Annotated in this window: 15 protein-coding genes; 5 read left to right on the top strand and 10 right to left on the bottom strand. The window is 60.4% G+C overall.

The features are described from left to right. Nucleotides 1-65: 65 nt before the first annotated feature. Complete coding sequence (locus tag AB4O41_RS00075) at nucleotides 66-326, bottom strand: hypothetical protein (RefSeq protein WP_460145680.1); 261 nt, start codon at nucleotides 324-326, stop codon at nucleotides 66-68. Nucleotides 327-434: 108 nt separating this feature from the next. Then, complete coding sequence (locus AB4O41_RS00070) at nucleotides 435-677, bottom strand: hypothetical protein (protein ID WP_460145679.1); 243 nt, start codon at nucleotides 675-677, stop codon at nucleotides 435-437. A gap of 218 nt (nucleotides 678-895) precedes the next feature. On the opposite strand from AB4O41_RS00070, the gene AB4O41_RS00065 reads away from it, so the two are divergent. Then, entirely contained in the window at nucleotides 896-1,417 is a 522-nt protein-coding gene (locus AB4O41_RS00065) for a DUF4142 domain-containing protein (RefSeq protein ID WP_460145678.1), read from the top strand. 111 nt (nucleotides 1,418-1,528) lie between these two features. Here AB4O41_RS00065 and AB4O41_RS00060 read toward each other — a convergent pair whose 3' ends face one another. The 6 genes from AB4O41_RS00060 to AB4O41_RS00035 form a co-directional block, all read right to left on the bottom strand. Next, nucleotides 1,529-3,655 carry a hybrid sensor histidine kinase/response regulator gene (locus AB4O41_RS00060; RefSeq protein ID WP_460145677.1) on the bottom strand — a complete coding sequence of 709 codons (2,127 nt, stop codon included), beginning with the start codon at nucleotides 3,653-3,655 and terminating at the stop codon, nucleotides 1,529-1,531. A gap of 131 nt (nucleotides 3,656-3,786) precedes the next feature. Then, nucleotides 3,787-6,885 (bottom strand): error-prone DNA polymerase, encoded by a 3,099-nt coding sequence (locus AB4O41_RS00055; RefSeq protein ID WP_460145676.1) that lies wholly within the window; start codon nucleotides 6,883-6,885, stop codon nucleotides 3,787-3,789. Continuing rightward, the gene (locus tag AB4O41_RS00050) at nucleotides 6,861-8,276 is read right to left on the bottom strand and encodes a Y-family DNA polymerase (protein ID WP_460145675.1); all 1,416 of its coding nucleotides are present in this window, start codon (nucleotides 8,274-8,276) and stop codon (nucleotides 6,861-6,863) included. The genes AB4O41_RS00055 and AB4O41_RS00050 overlap by 25 nt, the downstream gene beginning before the upstream one ends. Before the next feature lie 7 nt (nucleotides 8,277-8,283). After that, nucleotides 8,284-8,901, bottom strand: a complete 618-nt coding sequence (imuA, locus tag AB4O41_RS00045; protein WP_460145674.1) for a translesion DNA synthesis-associated protein ImuA — start codon at nucleotides 8,899-8,901, stop codon at nucleotides 8,284-8,286. Beyond that, nucleotides 8,901-9,518, bottom strand: coding sequence for a transcriptional repressor LexA (lexA, locus tag AB4O41_RS00040; protein WP_123356666.1), 618 nt, complete (start codon nucleotides 9,516-9,518; stop codon nucleotides 8,901-8,903). Before lexA ends, imuA begins: the two co-directional genes overlap by 1 nt. Before the next feature lie 352 nt (nucleotides 9,519-9,870). Then, nucleotides 9,871-10,758: a Dyp-type peroxidase gene (locus AB4O41_RS00035; protein ID WP_460145673.1), complete on the bottom strand. Its 888-nt coding sequence runs from the start codon at nucleotides 10,756-10,758 to the stop codon at nucleotides 9,871-9,873. Nucleotides 10,759-10,973: 215 nt separating this feature from the next. Between AB4O41_RS00035 and AB4O41_RS00030 the strand changes: the two genes are divergently transcribed. Both AB4O41_RS00030 and AB4O41_RS00025 read left to right on the top strand, forming a co-directional pair. Further along, a complete protein-coding gene (locus AB4O41_RS00030) occupies nucleotides 10,974-12,599 on the top strand; it encodes an NADP-dependent glyceraldehyde-3-phosphate dehydrogenase (protein WP_460145672.1) in 1,626 nt (541 codons plus the stop codon). Between the two features lie 68 nt (nucleotides 12,600-12,667). Continuing rightward, a complete protein-coding gene (locus AB4O41_RS00025) occupies nucleotides 12,668-13,687 on the top strand; it encodes an FUSC family protein (protein ID WP_460145671.1) in 1,020 nt (339 codons plus the stop codon). An 8-nt stretch (nucleotides 13,688-13,695) separates the two neighbouring features. On the opposite strand, the gene AB4O41_RS00020 is transcribed toward AB4O41_RS00025, so the two are convergent. Beyond that, nucleotides 13,696-14,589, bottom strand: coding sequence for a DMT family transporter (locus AB4O41_RS00020; protein ID WP_460148453.1), 894 nt, complete (start codon nucleotides 14,587-14,589; stop codon nucleotides 13,696-13,698). 135 nt (nucleotides 14,590-14,724) lie between these two features. On the opposite strand from AB4O41_RS00020, the gene AB4O41_RS00015 reads away from it, so the two are divergent. Next, nucleotides 14,725-15,162 carry an Lrp/AsnC family transcriptional regulator gene (locus AB4O41_RS00015; RefSeq protein WP_054046539.1) on the top strand — a complete coding sequence of 146 codons (438 nt, stop codon included), beginning with the start codon at nucleotides 14,725-14,727 and terminating at the stop codon, nucleotides 15,160-15,162. A gap of 57 nt (nucleotides 15,163-15,219) precedes the next feature. Next, a complete protein-coding gene (locus AB4O41_RS00010) occupies nucleotides 15,220-15,549 on the top strand; it encodes a YceK/YidQ family lipoprotein (RefSeq protein ID WP_460145670.1) in 330 nt (109 codons plus the stop codon). 90 nt (nucleotides 15,550-15,639) lie between these two features. Here AB4O41_RS00010 and AB4O41_RS00005 read toward each other — a convergent pair. Then, the coding region (locus AB4O41_RS00005; protein WP_460145669.1) for a Bax inhibitor-1 family protein at nucleotides 15,640-15,901 on the bottom strand (262 nt) is incomplete at its 5' end.

Raw genomic sequence — 15,901 nt, 5'->3', positions numbered from 1 at the left:
TCGCGAGCAAGCCCGCTCCCACAGTTGATCTGGGTGCCGCGAGATTTTCGATCAACACTTGTGAATCAACGCGGATCCATCTCACCATCGCGTACCGAATTGTCTGTCTCTTCGCGCACTCGCTCCGGGTCGATGTCGGTTACGTCATCCTGTTCCAGAGGCGTTATGTCCTCATTGTCCGGCAATTCATCGATGCCCGGTTCATCCTCGGGGTTGACGGTGGTTCGTCCCGGGCTCAGGGGTTCGGGATGAGTCGGGATCGGGTCATAGCCGCCCTGTTCTTCGCTGGGGTACTTTTCTTTATGGGGAAAGGCTGAATGGGGCATGGGGCACCTCGCATGGGCCGCAAAGTCGGGCTCTGATCATTCGAGGTGCCGGTATTTATCCCCGTTCCAATTTTTCAGCCACCGGTCGTCAGTGGCTTGATACAGAAGTCAGGACGGCGTCTGGAGTCGTTCAACGATCTTATTCTTGACCAGCACGCGCTTCTCCTTGAGTTTCTTCAGTTCGTCATCGCTGAGCGCATTCGATAGTGCCGACTCGGCCTTCATCACTTTCTTATCCGTCTGGGAGTACTCGTCGAGCAGCGATTTCAGTACCGGATCCTTGTCGCGTTTTTGCTGAATCTCCTCCTTCGAAAGTTTCAGATCCTGAGACAAATCATGAGTCACCGGCATGGAACACCTCCGTTGGTTAATCGGTAGCAAACGCGATCGATTGCGCTCACCAGCTATCAGAATGGCCTTGCTTACCGTGTTCTGTCGACCGTCTATCAGACCAGCGGTGTCCGTTCGTCGTCCTGTCGCAAATGCGATAAAACCTTTGCGTTAGCGCCCGCCTCCATTGATTAACGATCATCTGGATCGCCCATAAAAACCTGTGTGGAGAATGTCCGATGGACGGGTTCAATCTACGTCACCTCGCTCTGGCCGTAGCCTTGAGCACCAGCATGGGCACGGCCTTTGCCGCCGCCTCCAATGATTTCGTCGATGACGCAGTAGAGGGTGGCATCGCCGAAGTCGAGACCAGCAAACTGGCGCTGGAAAAAAGCTCATCGGCCGACGTCAAGGCGTTCGCCAAGATGATGGTCACCGATCATTCCAAAGCCAATGATGAACTGGCGGCACTGGCTAAAAAGCATGACATCGAGGTGCCGGACACAACGACAGTAGTCAAACAGGCCAAGGAAAAAATTCTCGACCTGCGTGATGAATCCTTCGACAAGGCCTATGCCAATAATCAGGTAAAGGCTCACGAAGAAACCATCAAACGGTTCAAAAAAGAAGCCAACACAGTGACGGACGACAGGACCAAGGGCGCCACCGAACTCAAGGCTTTCGCGCAGAAAATGTTGCCGGCGCTGGAAAAACACCTGGATATGGCGAAAAAACTCCAGGCGGCTCATCCCGACAAATAACCCTTGATGTCGGTCAGTTAGCCCCCTGTAGGAGCGAGGCTTGCCCGCGAAGAACGATGACGCGGGGTACCTGATACACCGCGGGGTCTTGTTCGCGGGCAAGCCTCGCTCCTACAGGGGTGCAGCATCACCCCCCAGCACGCTACGGATCATGCTCAACAGCGATTCAGGGCCATAAGGTTTGCTCAGTAGATAAGTGTCGGGGCTGAGTTGGTGGTTGCGCGAAATAATGTCCCGGGTGTGGCCGGAGGTAAACAGCACCGCCACCGGCGGATTCTGCACCTTGGCCCAGGCGGCCAGGTCAGAGCTTTTGATCAGACCGGGCATGACCACGTCGGTGAAGATCAGGTCCACCGCCACGCCATCGAGCAACATCTGCATGGCCAGGTCACCGTTGGCCGCGGTCAAAACCTGATAGCCCTCTTCACCCAACAAGTCCACCGCCGAGCCACGCACCGCGTCGTTGTCCTCGACCACCAGAATGGTTTCGTGCCCGCCCCGGTGCTGCGGATCATGGCGAGTTGATTCACCGGGCAACGGGCGCAAGCTGCGCGGGAAATACAGCTGCACCCGCGTGCCCTGTCCGACGACGCTGGAGATCTCGATATGCCCGTCGCTCTGTTTGACGAAACCGAACACCATGCTCAAACCCAGGCCGGTGCCCTGGCCGTCGGCCTTGGTGGTGAAAAACGGTTCGAAGGCCTGGGCGAGCACTTGAGGCGGCATGCCGACACCCGTATCAGCCACCGAGACGCAAACATAGTCGCCGGCGACGATGCCCTTGCCTGCGCAAAACTTGCGGTCGAGGGCAATGTTCTCGGCACTCATCGCAATGGTCCCCTCGCCGTTCATGGCGTCTCGGGCGTTGATCGCAAGGTTGAGAATGGCGTTTTCCAGTTGATTGCGGTCGACGTACAGATGCCATGGATCGTCAGGCGCCGTCACCTTGATCTGGATAGTCTCCCCCAGCGCCCGCTGCAATAATTCCCCCAGCCCTTCGAAGATCTGCCGTGGATCGCAGACCGCCGGTGACAAAGGCTGACGGCGGGCGAATGCGAGCAACTGTGACGACAGTTTGGCGCCGCGCTCGACCGCGGCAATCGACGCACTGACCCGGCGTTGCACGTTGGCGTTGTCCGGCTCGTGACGCGCCAGCAAATGCAGGTTGCCGGCGATTACTTGCAACAGGTTATTGAAGTCATGGGCCACGCCGCCGGTGAGACCGCCGATGGCTTCGAGTTTCTGTGACTGACGCAACTGCTCTTCGGCCGCCAGCCGCGCTTCGACTTCGTCGGCAACTCGCTGCTCCAGGTTACGGGTGAATTTGAGCAACGACTCTTCGGCGATCTTGCGTTCATGGATGTCAATCAACACCCCGGGAAAGCGGAACGCCTCGCCTTGTTCATCGAACTCGCAACAGCCGCTAGCCAGCACCCACAGGTAACTGCCATCGGGCCGCAGAACCCGGTATTCAGCGTTATAGGGGATGCCGGTTTCCACCGACTGATTGAACCGCTCCTGAACCCAGCTACGGTCATCGGGATGAATCTGCATTTCGGCGATGAGCGGTGGCAGGTCGGCCAGGTCCTGGTCGGGCGGATAGGAAAACGTGCGGGCAAAGCGTTCGTCGGCAGACAGCACATCAGCCTTGATGTCCCAGACGAATGAGCCGAGTAAAGCCCCGGCATTAAGAGCCAGGCGAACTCTTTCGTTGTCGGCGCGATAGGCGCTTTCGGCTTCCTGGCGGCGGCGCTCGGAAATAACATGGTCAGTGGTGTCGACCACCATCGCCATGACCCCGGCGGGGTGCCCGTCATCATCGGCGACGGGACTGTAGTAAAGATCCATCCAGACGTCTTCGGGTACGCCATCACGCAACAGCACCAAGGCTTTGTTGTGATAGGACAAGGTACCGCCCGCAAGGCAGATATTCACTACATGCCGATTGAATTCGGCGACCTCTGGCCAGCCCAATTCCACCGGGGAGCCCAACAGGTAAGGATGGCGCCCACCGGCAAACCTGGAGTAGGCATCGTTATAGATCATGTAACCGGGTCGGCCCCACAGCATCACCATCGGCAGGGGTGAGGCGAGTAATAATTGCACCGCGCTGCACAGGCTCCCAGGCCAGGTATCGATGCTCCCAAGCTCGGTCAGGCTCCAGTCGAACGCGCGAATGCGTCCGGCCATTTCGCCGCTCCAGCCGGTACATCCGTGGCTATTGTCTAGAAACTGCATCGACTGGCCTATGTCCTGTAAATGACATGTTTTCAGGCAGTGCAACGGCGTGAGGAGACGGTGCGTGCCCGTTTGTTTCGAGCACCGCCGACGCCAATGGTTTCATAGAGGTATAGCTGAATGTCGCCGGTTCAGCGGAAATCCCGGCTGCGCACATGGATGCCGTCGAGCAATGAACTCAGGTCGCTCAAGCGCCCGGCAATCAGATGTCGCACCTCGCCTTCCTTTTCCCAGCGTCCATCGACCTTGAGCAATTGCGCGCCGACCAGTACCTGTCGTTGCCGTTCGGCCAAGTCGCGCCAGACCACCACGTTGACGTTGCCGAACTCGTCTTCAAGCGTCACGAAGGTCACGCCGCTGGCGGTGCCCGGGCGTTGCCGGCCGGTGACCAGCCCGGCGACGCTGACCGGTCGGCCGTGCTCGACATCCATAAGTTCTTTCGAACTGCGGCAACGCCGGGCTTTCAACTCACCCCGCAGCAATGCCAACGGATGCGGGCCGAGGGTGGTGCCGACACTGTTGTAATCGGCTTGCAAGTCTTCGCCCACGGTGGGTTTGGGCAGAGACACCGTCGGCTCTTCCTGGCTCGGCAAACCGGCAAACAAGCCGAGTTGCTTCTGCACCCCCGCCACCTCCCAGCGCGCCCGATGCCGGTCACCGGCCAGCCCGCGCAACGCACCGGCATCGGCCAGTTGCTCCTGGGCTCGGGCATCGAGTCGTGCCCGTTCGCCAAGGTCGGCGATGTCGGCAAACGCCCCTTTCGACCGTGCAATTTCAATGCGCCGGGCATCGTCCTCGCGAAAGCCCTTGATCATCCGTAACCCCATGCGGATGGCCGGCTGCGCACCGGTAATCGGCTCCAGGCTGCAATCCCAGTCACTGGCCCGCACGTCCACGGGGCGAATCTGCAAATGATGACGGCGGGCGTCCTGAAGAATCTGGTCCGGGCTGTAGAAACCCATGGGCCAGCTATTGATCAGCGCACAGGCGAAGGCCGCTGGCTCGTGGCATTTCAACCAGCAACTGGCATAGGTCAGCAAGGCGAAACTGGCGGCGTGGGATTCGGGAAAACCGTAATTGCCGAAGCCTTTGATCTGCTCGAAGATCTGCGCGGCAAACTCCGCCGTGTAGCCATTTTTCTTCATTCCGTCCGCCAGACGTTCCTTGTGCGGTTCCAGTCCGCCGTGGCGTTTCCAGGCAGCCATGGAGCGGCGCAATTGATCGGCCTCGCCGGGGCTGTAGTCGGCGGCGACAATCGCAATCTGCATCACCTGTTCCTGGAACAGCGGCACGCCCAAGGTGCGTTTGAGCACCACTTCGAGTTCTTTCGATGGGTAGATCACCTCTTCTTCGCCCTTACGCCGCCGCAGATAGGGATGCACCATTCCGCCCTGAATCGGCCCCGGACGAACGATCGCCACTTCGATCACCAGATCGTAGAAGTTCTTGGGCTTGAGCCTGGGCAACATCGACATCTGCGCCCGGGATTCGATCTGGAACACCCCGATGGTGTCCGCATGGCCAATCATTTCGTAGGTTTTCGGGTCTTCGGCCGGCACCGTCGCCAGGCTAAGGTCACGGCCACGGTGCCGACGCAGCAGATCGAAACAACGACGAATCGCGCTGAGCATGCCCAGCGCGAGGATATCGACCTTGAGCAACCCGACCGCGTCCAGATCGTCCTTGTCCCACTGGATGATGGTGCGCTCGGCCATGGCAGCGTTTTCCACCGGTACCAGGCTGTCCAGGGGTTGTTCGGAAATCACAAAGCCGCCAGGGTGCTGGGACAGGTGCCGAGGGAAACCGATCAACTGCCCCGTCAGGCTCAGCACCCGGCGCAACACCGGGCTGTCGGGATCGAATCCCCCTTCACGCAGGCGCTCGACCGGCGGCGCCTGATCACTCCAGTGGCCGCAACAATCGGCCAGGGCGTTGACCTGATCCGGCGGCAAACCCAGTGCCTTGGCCACATCGCGCACTGCGCCGGCACCGTGGTAAGTGCTGACCACCGCCGTCAGCGCCGCACGGGTGCGGCCATAACGCTGGAACACGTACTGCAGGACTTCTTCACGCCGCTCGTGCTCGAAGTCCACGTCGATGTCTGGCGGCTCATTGCGCTCTTTGGAGAGAAAACGCTCGAACAACAACGTGCTCCGCTCCGGATCGATTTCCGTGATCCCCAGCACGTAGCACACCGCCGAGTTGGCCGCAGAACCACGCCCCTGACAGAGGATGTGTTGCTGGCGGGCGAAATTCACAATGTCGTGAACCGTCAGGAAATAACTTTCGTACCCCAACTCGGCAATCAGCTCCAGCTCCTTGTCGATCTGCGCCAACACCTCGGCGTTAGGGCCTTTTTCCCAGCGCCAGCGAACACCCGTTCCTGCCAACTCCCGCAACCAGGACGTGGCCGTGTGACCTTCAGGCACCAGCTCCCGGGGATATTGATAGCGCAACTGACCGAGGTCGAACGTGCAGCGCCGGGCGATGCTCAGCGTTTCGTCGAGCAGTGCCTGCGGGTAGAGATCGCGCAAGGCGTCGAGGCTGCGCAAATGCCGTTCGCCATTGGGGTGTAGACGCAACCCGGCCTCGGCCACCGGCAGGTGATGGCGGATCGCGGTCATGGTGTCCTGCAAGGCACGTCGGCCGCGGGCGTGCATATGCACATCGCCGCTGGCCACCGCCGGGATCCGCAGTTCCCGCGCCAGGGTCAGCAACGCCGCCAGTCGCCGGGTGTCGTCCTGCCCGCGATGTAACTGAACGCTCAGCCACAGGCGCTCGGCAAATGTCTGCTTCAGCCAGTGACCCTGCTCAAAGTCATCGACGGCGTCCGGCACCCATAGCGCCAACAGTCCCGGCAACGGCTCGCCGAAATCCTCCCGCAGCACCTGATACTGGCCTTTCTGCGTGCGGCGTCTGGCGCGGGTAATCAGGCGACACAGAGTTTGGTAACCCTCGAGGTTTTCCACCAGCAGCACCAGTTTCGGGCCGTCTTCGATGCGTATTTCACTGCCGATGATCAGCGGCAATTCCACGGCCTTGGCCGCCTGCCAGGCGCGAACGATACCCGCCAGGGTGCATTCGTCGGTGATCGCCAGCGCTTGATAGCCCTGCTTTTTCGCCCGTTGAAAAAGCTCAAGTGCACTGGAAGCACCGCGCTGGAAACTGAAGTTCGACAGGCAGTGCAGTTCGGCATAGTCGATACTCATGCGAACCAGCCTTGCAGCCATAACGGACCGCCTTCGCCCACCACCCGATAGGCCCAGCCCTGCTGACCGGAGCGGGTTTCGATCAGGTAGTAATCGCGACGTACGTCGTCGCCGTCCCACCAGCCCGACTCGATGCGTTCCGGCCCCATGAGGATGCGTGCCGAACCTTCATGTACCGCCTGCGGTTCAATCAGTAGCCAGCCTGGGCGTTGCACGGCAGGCAGCACCCCACAGGCCTGGCTGTCGACACTGGCCTGCCACGCGCATTCCGGGCGGTGATCGGCCTGGAACCGCAAGCCCTGCACCGCGTCATCCCCCAGCCGTGCGCGCAAGCGTTCGCGCAGTTGTTCCCAAGGCAAGGATTGCTGCGGACGATCATCGAACAGTTCCTGGTACTGGGGCACAAAGGCCGGTAGCTCTTCGGCACGCAGCCGAAAACCGCGCACCGGCGCCTCGACCTGAACCTGTTCCAGCCGCCCCCGGGCCAGTTCGAACAGCATCGCCGGATCGCGCTCGGCGCTGAGCAGGCCGACCTTGATCAGCGTGTCTGGCAACCCGGCGTGCTCAAGGTGCAGATCAAAACGCTGCACACCGCTGTCCCGCCCGCAGAGGAACGCCGCCAGATCGCCGGTCAGCCTGCGCAACGGAAACAGCAATGCCTGATGGGATTGCACATCGAAGTTGAGTTCGATGCGCACATCGAAACGGTCCGGCGGCAGGTAAAACGCCAGCGCCAGCCGTCGCTCGCCGAACAGGGTGTCCAGATGCTTGAGCACCTGAGCCTCGAAACGCCGGGCCAGGCTATGCCGGGGCAGCGCCTGCACCTGATTCAAGGTGCGCAGTCCCATGCGTGACAAAGCTGTGGCAACGCTTGGCTCCAGAGCGATCCGGTCGACGGGCAACTGCCCGAGGTAGTGCTGCAAGGCTTGATTGTCCGGCACCACCAGACCGTCATAAACGTTGGCCAATACCCGCGCCGCCACCGGGTTGGGCGCGGCGACAATCCGGTGACGAAACCCCAGCTCGCCGAGTTCAGCCCGCAACCGCGCTTCGAACTGCGGCCAGGGCCCGAACAAGCCCAGGCTGGATTCGATTTCAAACACCACGGCTCGCGGGTAATGCACGCTGACCTGGGAACTGAACCGATAGGCCCAGGCAGCCAGAAACTGCTGCCAGTGTTCGATCTCCGCGGCATCGTATTCGGCGGTGACAAAACCTTTGCTCAAGGCCTGAGCGGCGGTCATCGACTGGCCGGGCCGCAAGCCCAGCGCCCGCGCCGAACCGTTGACCGCTTGCAGCACCCGACGTTGGGCTGGACCGGTCAGCAGCGCCAGCGGTTCGTCGGGGTCGGGGCGCTGACGCAGTACCGCGTCCAGCGCCAATTGCGGGAAGAGAATGCAAACCCAGCGCATGGCAACCTCAATGCCCGACGGCAAAGGCAATCGGCACCGAGCGGGCCAGCCCGCCCCGGCACTTGAGCACCCGCAACTGCGCAGGTTTGGCGTCGATGGCTATGCGCAGGGCCGCTGGCGACGGGTTGATGGCTTCACTGATCGAGCGATAGGCGAACGCCAGGGTCTGACCCGTTTCCGCTGCCACCTGCAAACGTCGCAACGCTCGATCGTCGGCTTTGTGCGGCCAGCACAACACCGCCCCGCAACTGCCCGAACGCAGGCATTGTTCCGCCGCCCACAGCGCATCGCGCTCACTGGCCTGGATAATCGACAGTTGCCGCAAATCAACCCCGGCGTTCTGCCAGGCCTGGGGATACGGCACGTAAGGCGGCGCCACCAGCACAATGCGCTCCCCCGCCGCCGACAGCCGCGCCAGCGCCGGCCACACCAGTTGCAACTCACCTACGCCCTGCCCGGCCAGCAGAATTTCAGTCAGCGCCGCTTCCGGCCAACCGCCAGTGGGCAATGCCGCATCCAGCGCCGCATGCCCGGTGGGTTGCGGGCTGACGGTCGGCGGCGCAGGCCGGCCCTTCCAGACCTGGCCGCCATTGAACAGCGTATCCAACGCAACGACAGCGCCCATCACCCTTGCCTCACCAGACCGCAAAACACACCTTCGATGGCCAGATCCTGATCAGCTCGAACAATGATCGGCTTGTAAGCCGGATTGCGTGGTAACAGGCGAACAGAATCGCCGACCCGTTCGAAACGCTTGATGGTGACTTCGCCGTCGAGCCGCGCCACGACGATCTGGCCGTTGACCGCTTCGGGATTGCGCCGCACGCCCACCAGATCACCGTCGAGAATGCCGTCCTCGATCATCGAGTCGCCCTGCACCCGCAGCATGTAATCCGGCACCCGCGAGAAGATCGACGGATCAAGCAGCAAACGGCTGTGGACCTCGGCATCGGCACCGATTGGCGCACCGGCCGCCACTCGACCGAGTACCGGAACGTCCAGCAACTCGGGGCGCGGAGGCTGATTCAACAGCCGGATACCTCGCGCCTGATGCGGATTGACCTCGATAAAACCGGCTTCGGTCAGCGCCAGCACGTGCTTGCGCGCCACGCTGCGGGAGGCGAAGCCAAAAGCCTCGCTGATTTCAGCGAGGCTTGGGGGCTGACCGTGTTCAGCGATTCGATCGCGGATAAAAGTCAGGATGGCGGTACGGCGGGGAGTTAAAGTCGTCATGGAGTACATTTGTACTCTTTTGGGTTTTTCCTGACAAGGACCGCCAGTCAGCTGATGGGAGGATCAGTCACAAAACCCATGCTAAACATCAAGCAAATGTGGGAGCGAGCCTGCTCGCGATGAGGCCATTACAGTCAACATCGATGTTGAATGTCAGACCGCTATCGCGAGCAGGCTCGCTCCCACATCAGGTTTCTGTGGTTTCAAGTCCGAGTTGAGCCAGATAAGGCCATGGGTAGATGCCCTGCGTGGTGGCGGCTTCTCCGCGCACTCGCCAGGCTTGGTCCTGCAACGCCTGACACAAGCCTGGCGAAGCCTGCGATCTTTTCTTTCAGGTTCGCTTGAGGATCTGGCCCGCTGTTTAACCGATACGCAATGCGCGCAGGTCGAGGCGACCGTCCTTGAGCGGTGGGCACCAGTAGTAGCCGCCGGTGATCGGTCGGCTGATGCGATACAAACCATCGGTGATGCCGTCTTCCAGACCGCTCATGCGCCGCAGCTGGAATTCGAACGCATCGAGAGAAAAACCGAAAGCCAGGAACATCAGGCCGGCGCGATCGCCTTCGATCCACGGCATCGAACGGCGGACCACGAAGGCTTCGGGCGTGAAGCTTTCCTGAGCGGTGCGTTTGACATGGGCAGAGATCGGCGCGTCGTCGAGTTCTTCGTTGTCGCTCAGGCGACGACCCATGATGTTGTCTTTCTCATGGGACGGCATCGCATGAAAGCCTTTCAAGTCATGCTGCCACTGCTGGATCGCGGCGAAGCTGCCACCGACCAGACCGTCTGCGCCTTCGCTCAGCAAAGCGGCGGCCACAGCGGCTTCGTCGTGAGGGTTTTCGGTGCCGTCCTCGTAACCGGTCAGGTCATGGCCGCTCATGTGGCGGAAGGTTTCGTTCATCTGCACCAGACGCAGGGCCGGTGCCAGCGCGGCTTCAATCGCATGACTGCGATTGAGCAGTTCGCCACGGTCAATGCCATGCAGCCAGCACCAGAGCGCGTGTTGGGTCGACGGGTTGTCGACGCCGACACCGACCAGCGCAGGAAAGGCGCGCAACCCGTCGATCTGCGCGTGCAGCGCCTTGACCAGAGATTCACCGAAACCGACGACCGCCGACTTTCCGTCCACCAGGCGCATCAGGTTATCCAGCGCAGCCGGCAGTGCCTCGGCGGATTCGAGGGCGAAGAACATATGACGAGCTTGAGGCGGAACAGGGGTGGCGAGAATGCCCGGCTGGTAATAACTCATATGAACTCCTTCAGAAAGAGCGTGAAGTTTAACCGGGGGATCGTTACTTGTGTGTTTTCAGGGCAAAAGATCGCAGCTTTCATGACCGGGATGAGCCGCAGATTTCCGATCCACAACGCCAAGCCAAAAAATCATAAGATGAGCCATGACAAGCGAGTCCGAGGTCTGCTAAAACGATTCATCAGTGCATTACTGAATCCAGACGGGGTAGCGACATGACCACAGCACAAATCCTTGGCAACCTGTTTCCCACTGCCGACAACGTCCCGGAAAAGTACCGCCTCAACGGCCAGACTGAACAGCGCGAGTACCTGGTCGACGGCGAACTGAAAACCTGGTCCGGGCCCCTTGCTCAAGTCCGCAGCCCGGTGTACCTGAGCGGCGCGAATGGCGATGAACAAGTAATTCTCGGCAGCACACCGCTGCTCGATGCCGACACCGCACTGACCGCCCTCGACGCCGCCGTCCGCGCCTATGATCGGGGCCAGGGCCTGTGGCCGACCATGCGCGTGGCCGAGCGCATCCAGCACGTCGAAACCTTCCTCGGTCGCATGCGTCAGCAGCGCGAGGCGGTGGTCAAGTTGCTGATGTGGGAGATCGGCAAAAACCTCAAGGACTCGGAAAAAGAGTTCGACCGCACCTGTGATTACATCGTCGACACCATCAACGCCCTCAAGGAACTCGACCGCCGCTCCAGCCGCTTTGAACTGGAGCAGGACACCCTCGGCCAGATCCGCCGCGTTCCGTTGGGCGTGGCGTTGTGCATGGGGCCTTACAATTACCCGCTGAACGAAACCTTCACCACGCTGATTCCGGCGCTGATCATGGGCAACACCGTGGTGTTCAAACCGGCCAAGCTTGGCGTGCTGTTGATTCGCCCGCTGCTCGAAGCGTTCCGCGACAGCTTCCCGGCCGGGGTGATCAACGTCATTTACGGCAGCGGCCGCGAGACCGTCAGTGCGCTGATGGCCAGCGGCAAGATCGATATCTTTGCGTTCATCGGCACCAACAAGGCCGCCAGCGACCTGAAAAAACTCCACCCAAGGCCTCACCGCTTGCGCGCGGCGCTGGGCCTGGATGCGAAAAACCCCGGCATTGTTTTGCCGGAGGTCGATCTGGACAACGCTGTGAACGAAGCCGTCACCGGTTCCCTGTCGTTCAACGGCCAGCGCTGCACCGCGCTGAAAATCCTCTTCGTCCATGAAGATGTGGTCGAGGCGTTCATCGAGAAATTCAACGCCAAACTCGCCAGCCTCAAACCCGGCATGCCATGGGACAGTGGCGTGGCCCTGACGCCATTGCCGGAGTCAGGCAAGGTCGATTACCTGCATACGCTGGTGGCAGACGCGGTCAGCAAAGGTGCTGCCGTGGTCAACCCAAATGGCGGTGAATCCCGCGCATCGTTCTTCTACCCGGCCGTGTTGTACCCGGTGACACCGCAGATGCGCGTCTACCAGGAAGAACAGTTTGGCCCGGTCGTACCGATCGTGCCTTACCGTCATCTGGATACCGTGATCGATTACGTCCTGGAATCCGACTTCGGCCAGCAACTGAGCATCTTCGGCACCAACCCGGTGGCGATCGGCAGATTGGTGGACACGTTCGCCAACCAGGTCGGCCGGATCAATCTCAACGCCCAGTGCCAGCGCGGCCCGGACACCTATCCGTTCAACGGCCGCAAGAACTCCGCCGAGGGCACGTTGTCGGTACATGATGCGCTGCGAGTGTTTTCGATTCGGACCCTGGTGGCGACCAAATTCCAGGAGAGCAGCAAAGAGCTTCTCAGCGAGATCATCAGCGGACGAAACTCGAGCTTCCTGACCACCGACTACATCTTCTGAGGACACCGAGTCTGAGCATCATCAGAGGCCTTCGACTGCCACCGCTGTTACGCCGGATACTGCGTCCGTTGCTGGACCCGTACCGGCGCTACCGCCACGCCAAACTGATCCATGCGGTGCGGGTTTCGTTGGGCTTGCTGGCGACGATCCTGCTGACCACCGGCATCCACCTGCCCCACGGCGAATGGGCGTCGGTGACCATGCTGGTGGTGATCGGTGGCTTGCAACACCACGGCAATATCGGCAAAAAAGCCGCCGAGCGGGCCATCGGCACCTTGATCGGGGCCGGAGTCGGCTTGTTGCTGGTGGCGCAGCAGGCCTGGCTCGGGATGCCGTGGCTGACCTATTTCGCAATGTCGGTGGTGTGCGGATTCTTCTCGTACCACGCCATCGGCAAGGGCGGTTACACGGCGCTGCTGTCGGCGATCACCGTATTTATCGTCGCCGGGCACGGTGACAACCCGGTCACTGATGGCTTGTGGCGCGGGGTGGATATTCTGATCGGCATCGCCTTGGCACTGGCCTTCTCCTTCGCCCTGCCGCTCTATGCGGTGTACTCCTGGCGCTACAACCTGGCCGATGCGTTGCGCGACTGCGCGGCAATCTACGGCCGCATCATCAAGGGTGAGTCCGTCACTGCTGACGAACACCTGAAACTGATGAATCGCTTGAACACGGTAATGATACAACTGCGCTCATTGATGCCCTCGGTGTCCAAGGAAGTGCGAGTTTCCATGACCGAACTCGATGCGATTCAGCGCAATCTGCGGATGTGCGTCAGTCTCCTGGAAATCCTCGGCAATAGCCGGCCGAATGCCGATGACTCCGAAGCAATGGCCCATCTGCAATCGGCATTGAAAGCCGAACACCGACAGATTCGGGTGCAACTGATCGGTATGGCTCGGGCATTGAAATCGGGCGTTTCGCAACGGCTCAGCAGGCCAGCCGAATTGTCATCGGATTCAACGCTCGATGCGCCGGTCTACAGTCCGCTGGATGGCTATCGATTGCTGACCCGACAATTGAACGCGAACATCGGCGAGATGCGCCAGCGCCTGGCGAAGACCGCACCGCGCTGGAACATCTGAGACGCTGCTTATTGTGTAGCCACCCGCCGAATCTTCAGGCCCCAACCCTGTTGCATCCCGGCGGCGGCCAACAGAATCGCGGCAACACCGATCCATTGCAGCGGCTCCAGGCGATGGCCGAAGGCGAACCAGTCAACGAAAATCGCCGCAATCGGGTAGATGAACGACAGCGCACCGGTCAGCGCTGTCGGCAGTTTTTGAATCGCGCCGTAGAGCAACACATACATCAAACCGGTATGCACGATGCCCAAGGTCACCAGACTGGCCCAGGCACTGGGCGTTTGCGGTATCGCCGAGAAGTGCGCAAAGGGCGCGAGCAACAGCACGCCTGTGCAGACCTGGATCAACGCGATCAGATGCGGTGGCGTACCGGTCAGGCGCTTGATGATCAGCGCGGCAATCGCGTACAGAAAGGCAGCCCCCAGCGCCAGACCAATCCCCATCAGGTAATCGTTGCCGCCCTCACCCTGTTCACCATGTGCGCTGACAATCGCCAGCATCCCAAGAAACGAAATGCCCAGCCAGAACAGTTTCTGCAGAGTGATCTTCTCTCCCAGAAACAGCGCGGCCAGCCCCACCAGCATGAATGGTTGGACGTTATAAACCGCCGTGCCAATGGCAATCGAGGCGCGGGAGTAGGACGCGAATAACAGCACCCAGTTTCCGACAATCGCCACACCGCTCAGTACAGCCAGCAAGAAAGTGGTGGACGTCAAAATGCCAGGGCGCAGAAAGCCGAACGCTGCGCAGATCAGCAATAAAGTGGCGGCACCGAACACGCAGCGCCAGAACACCACGTCCAGCACCGGTTGCCCGGACACCAGCACGAACCAACCAATGGTCCCGGAAATCAGCATGGCGACGGTCATCTCGAATGAGCCGCGACGTAGTGTTTTGTCCATCATCAACCTCCCGTGTTTGAGCCCAAAGTATGCCAATCCACCGGAGGGCTTCTCCAGAGCAAAAAGCAGGCTAAACTCGGCTTCTGCCTTTTTTATCAAGGCTTATTCAGCCGACGGCCTAACAGGGGACTCGCCATGACCGACGACATCGACCAAGTGCTGATCAGCGCGTTGATGGAAGACTCACGCCGCTCGCTCAAGGCCCTGGCACAGATCAGCGGCCTGTCCTCGCCCAGCGTCGCCGAGCGCCTGCGCCGCCTCGAAGAACGTGGCGTGCTCAAGGGCTACACCGTCGAGATCGACCCCAAATGCTTTGGCTACCAACTCCAGGCCATCGTCCGCATCCGCCCGTTGCCGGGCCAGTTGCAGGAAGTGGAGCGACAGATTCAAGCCATCCCCGAATTCACCGAGTGCGACAAAGTCACCGGCGACGACTGCTTCATCGCCCGCCTGCATGTGCGCTCGATGGAGCAACTGGACACCCTCCTCGATCGTCTCAACACCCACGCCGAAACCAACACCGCCATCGTCAAGAAGACCCCGGTCAAACGCCGGCTCCCGCCGATGGCTTGAGTGCTGTTTTGTTCGCAAAGGCGTAGATTGATCTTTTTCCGGCGAAGGATTGGCGGTATGAAAACTCAAGTCATGTTACTGGCGGCGCTGATGCTTGCCGGCTGCGGTACGTTCGAGACGGTAGTGCGCAGTGACGAGGCTGCGGTGAAACATCTCAAGGAACAGAAAACCTACTGCGGTGCGGTTCCACGGATCTATAGCGGCGTGACGTATGACTTTTGCAGGCTGCATGCGCCCCCAGGCCCGGGCATCGATGAGTATCAATACAACAATGCCACGCCCTTTGTGCTGATCGACGTAGTTATTTCGGGCGCACTCGACACCATGCTGCTGCCCTACACTATTTATCGGCAGCAGGCTGATGGCAGCATTGTCATTGCCGAATAACTTGGCCGCCCAGGTACGCTTGCTGATTGCGCCCCGATTCTCAGGCAATAAAAAACCCGCCAAAGCGGGTTTTTCACTCATGGCTTGCGATTAATCATCGCGGCTCATGATGCCGAAGATCTGCAACAAGCTGATGAACAGGTTGTAGATCGATACATACAGGCTGATGGTCGCCATGATGTAGTTGCGCTCGCCGCCGTGAATGATGGCGCTGGTCTGGAACAGAATGCACACCGAGGAGAACAGCACGAAACCTGCGCTGATCGCCAGTTGCAGACCGCTGATCTGGAAGAACAAGCTCGCCAGCGTTGCACCCAGCAGCACGAAGAAGCCCGCCGTGATGAAACCGCCG

Source organism: Pseudomonas sp. S2_A02, from assembly GCF_054668495.1.
The sequence above is the reverse complement of the archived record's forward strand: the minus strand, read 5'-3'. Positions and strand labels throughout refer to the sequence as shown.

Bases quoted from the DNA above. Each gene is read 5' to 3' on its own strand.
- AB4O41_RS00075 (WP_460145680.1), bottom strand. From the start codon at position 326: ATGCCCCATTCAGCCTTTCCCCATAAAGAAAAGTACCCCAGCGAAGAA.
- AB4O41_RS00070 (WP_460145679.1), bottom strand. From the start codon at position 677: ATGCCGGTGACTCATGATTTGTCTCAGGATCTGAAACTTTCGAAGGAG.
- AB4O41_RS00065 (WP_460145678.1), top strand. From the start codon at position 896: ATGGACGGGTTCAATCTACGTCACCTCGCTCTGGCCGTAGCCTTGAGC.
- AB4O41_RS00060 (WP_460145677.1), bottom strand. From the start codon at position 3,655: ATGCAGTTTCTAGACAATAGCCACGGATGTACCGGCTGGAGCGGCGAA.
- AB4O41_RS00055 (WP_460145676.1), bottom strand. From the start codon at position 6,885: ATGGCTGCAAGGCTGGTTCGCATGAGTATCGACTATGCCGAACTGCAC.
- AB4O41_RS00050 (WP_460145675.1), bottom strand. From the start codon at position 8,276: ATGCGCTGGGTTTGCATTCTCTTCCCGCAATTGGCGCTGGACGCGGTA.
- imuA (WP_460145674.1), bottom strand. From the start codon at position 8,901: ATGGGCGCTGTCGTTGCGTTGGATACGCTGTTCAATGGCGGCCAGGTC.
- lexA (WP_123356666.1), bottom strand. From the start codon at position 9,518: ATGTACTCCATGACGACTTTAACTCCCCGCCGTACCGCCATCCTGACT.
- AB4O41_RS00035 (WP_460145673.1), bottom strand. From the start codon at position 10,758: ATGAGTTATTACCAGCCGGGCATTCTCGCCACCCCTGTTCCGCCTCAA.
- AB4O41_RS00030 (WP_460145672.1), top strand. From the start codon at position 10,974: ATGACCACAGCACAAATCCTTGGCAACCTGTTTCCCACTGCCGACAAC.
- AB4O41_RS00020 (WP_460148453.1), bottom strand. From the start codon at position 14,589: ATGGACAAAACACTACGTCGCGGCTCATTCGAGATGACCGTCGCCATG.
- AB4O41_RS00015 (WP_054046539.1), top strand. From the start codon at position 14,725: ATGACCGACGACATCGACCAAGTGCTGATCAGCGCGTTGATGGAAGAC.
- AB4O41_RS00010 (WP_460145670.1), top strand. From the start codon at position 15,220: ATGAAAACTCAAGTCATGTTACTGGCGGCGCTGATGCTTGCCGGCTGC.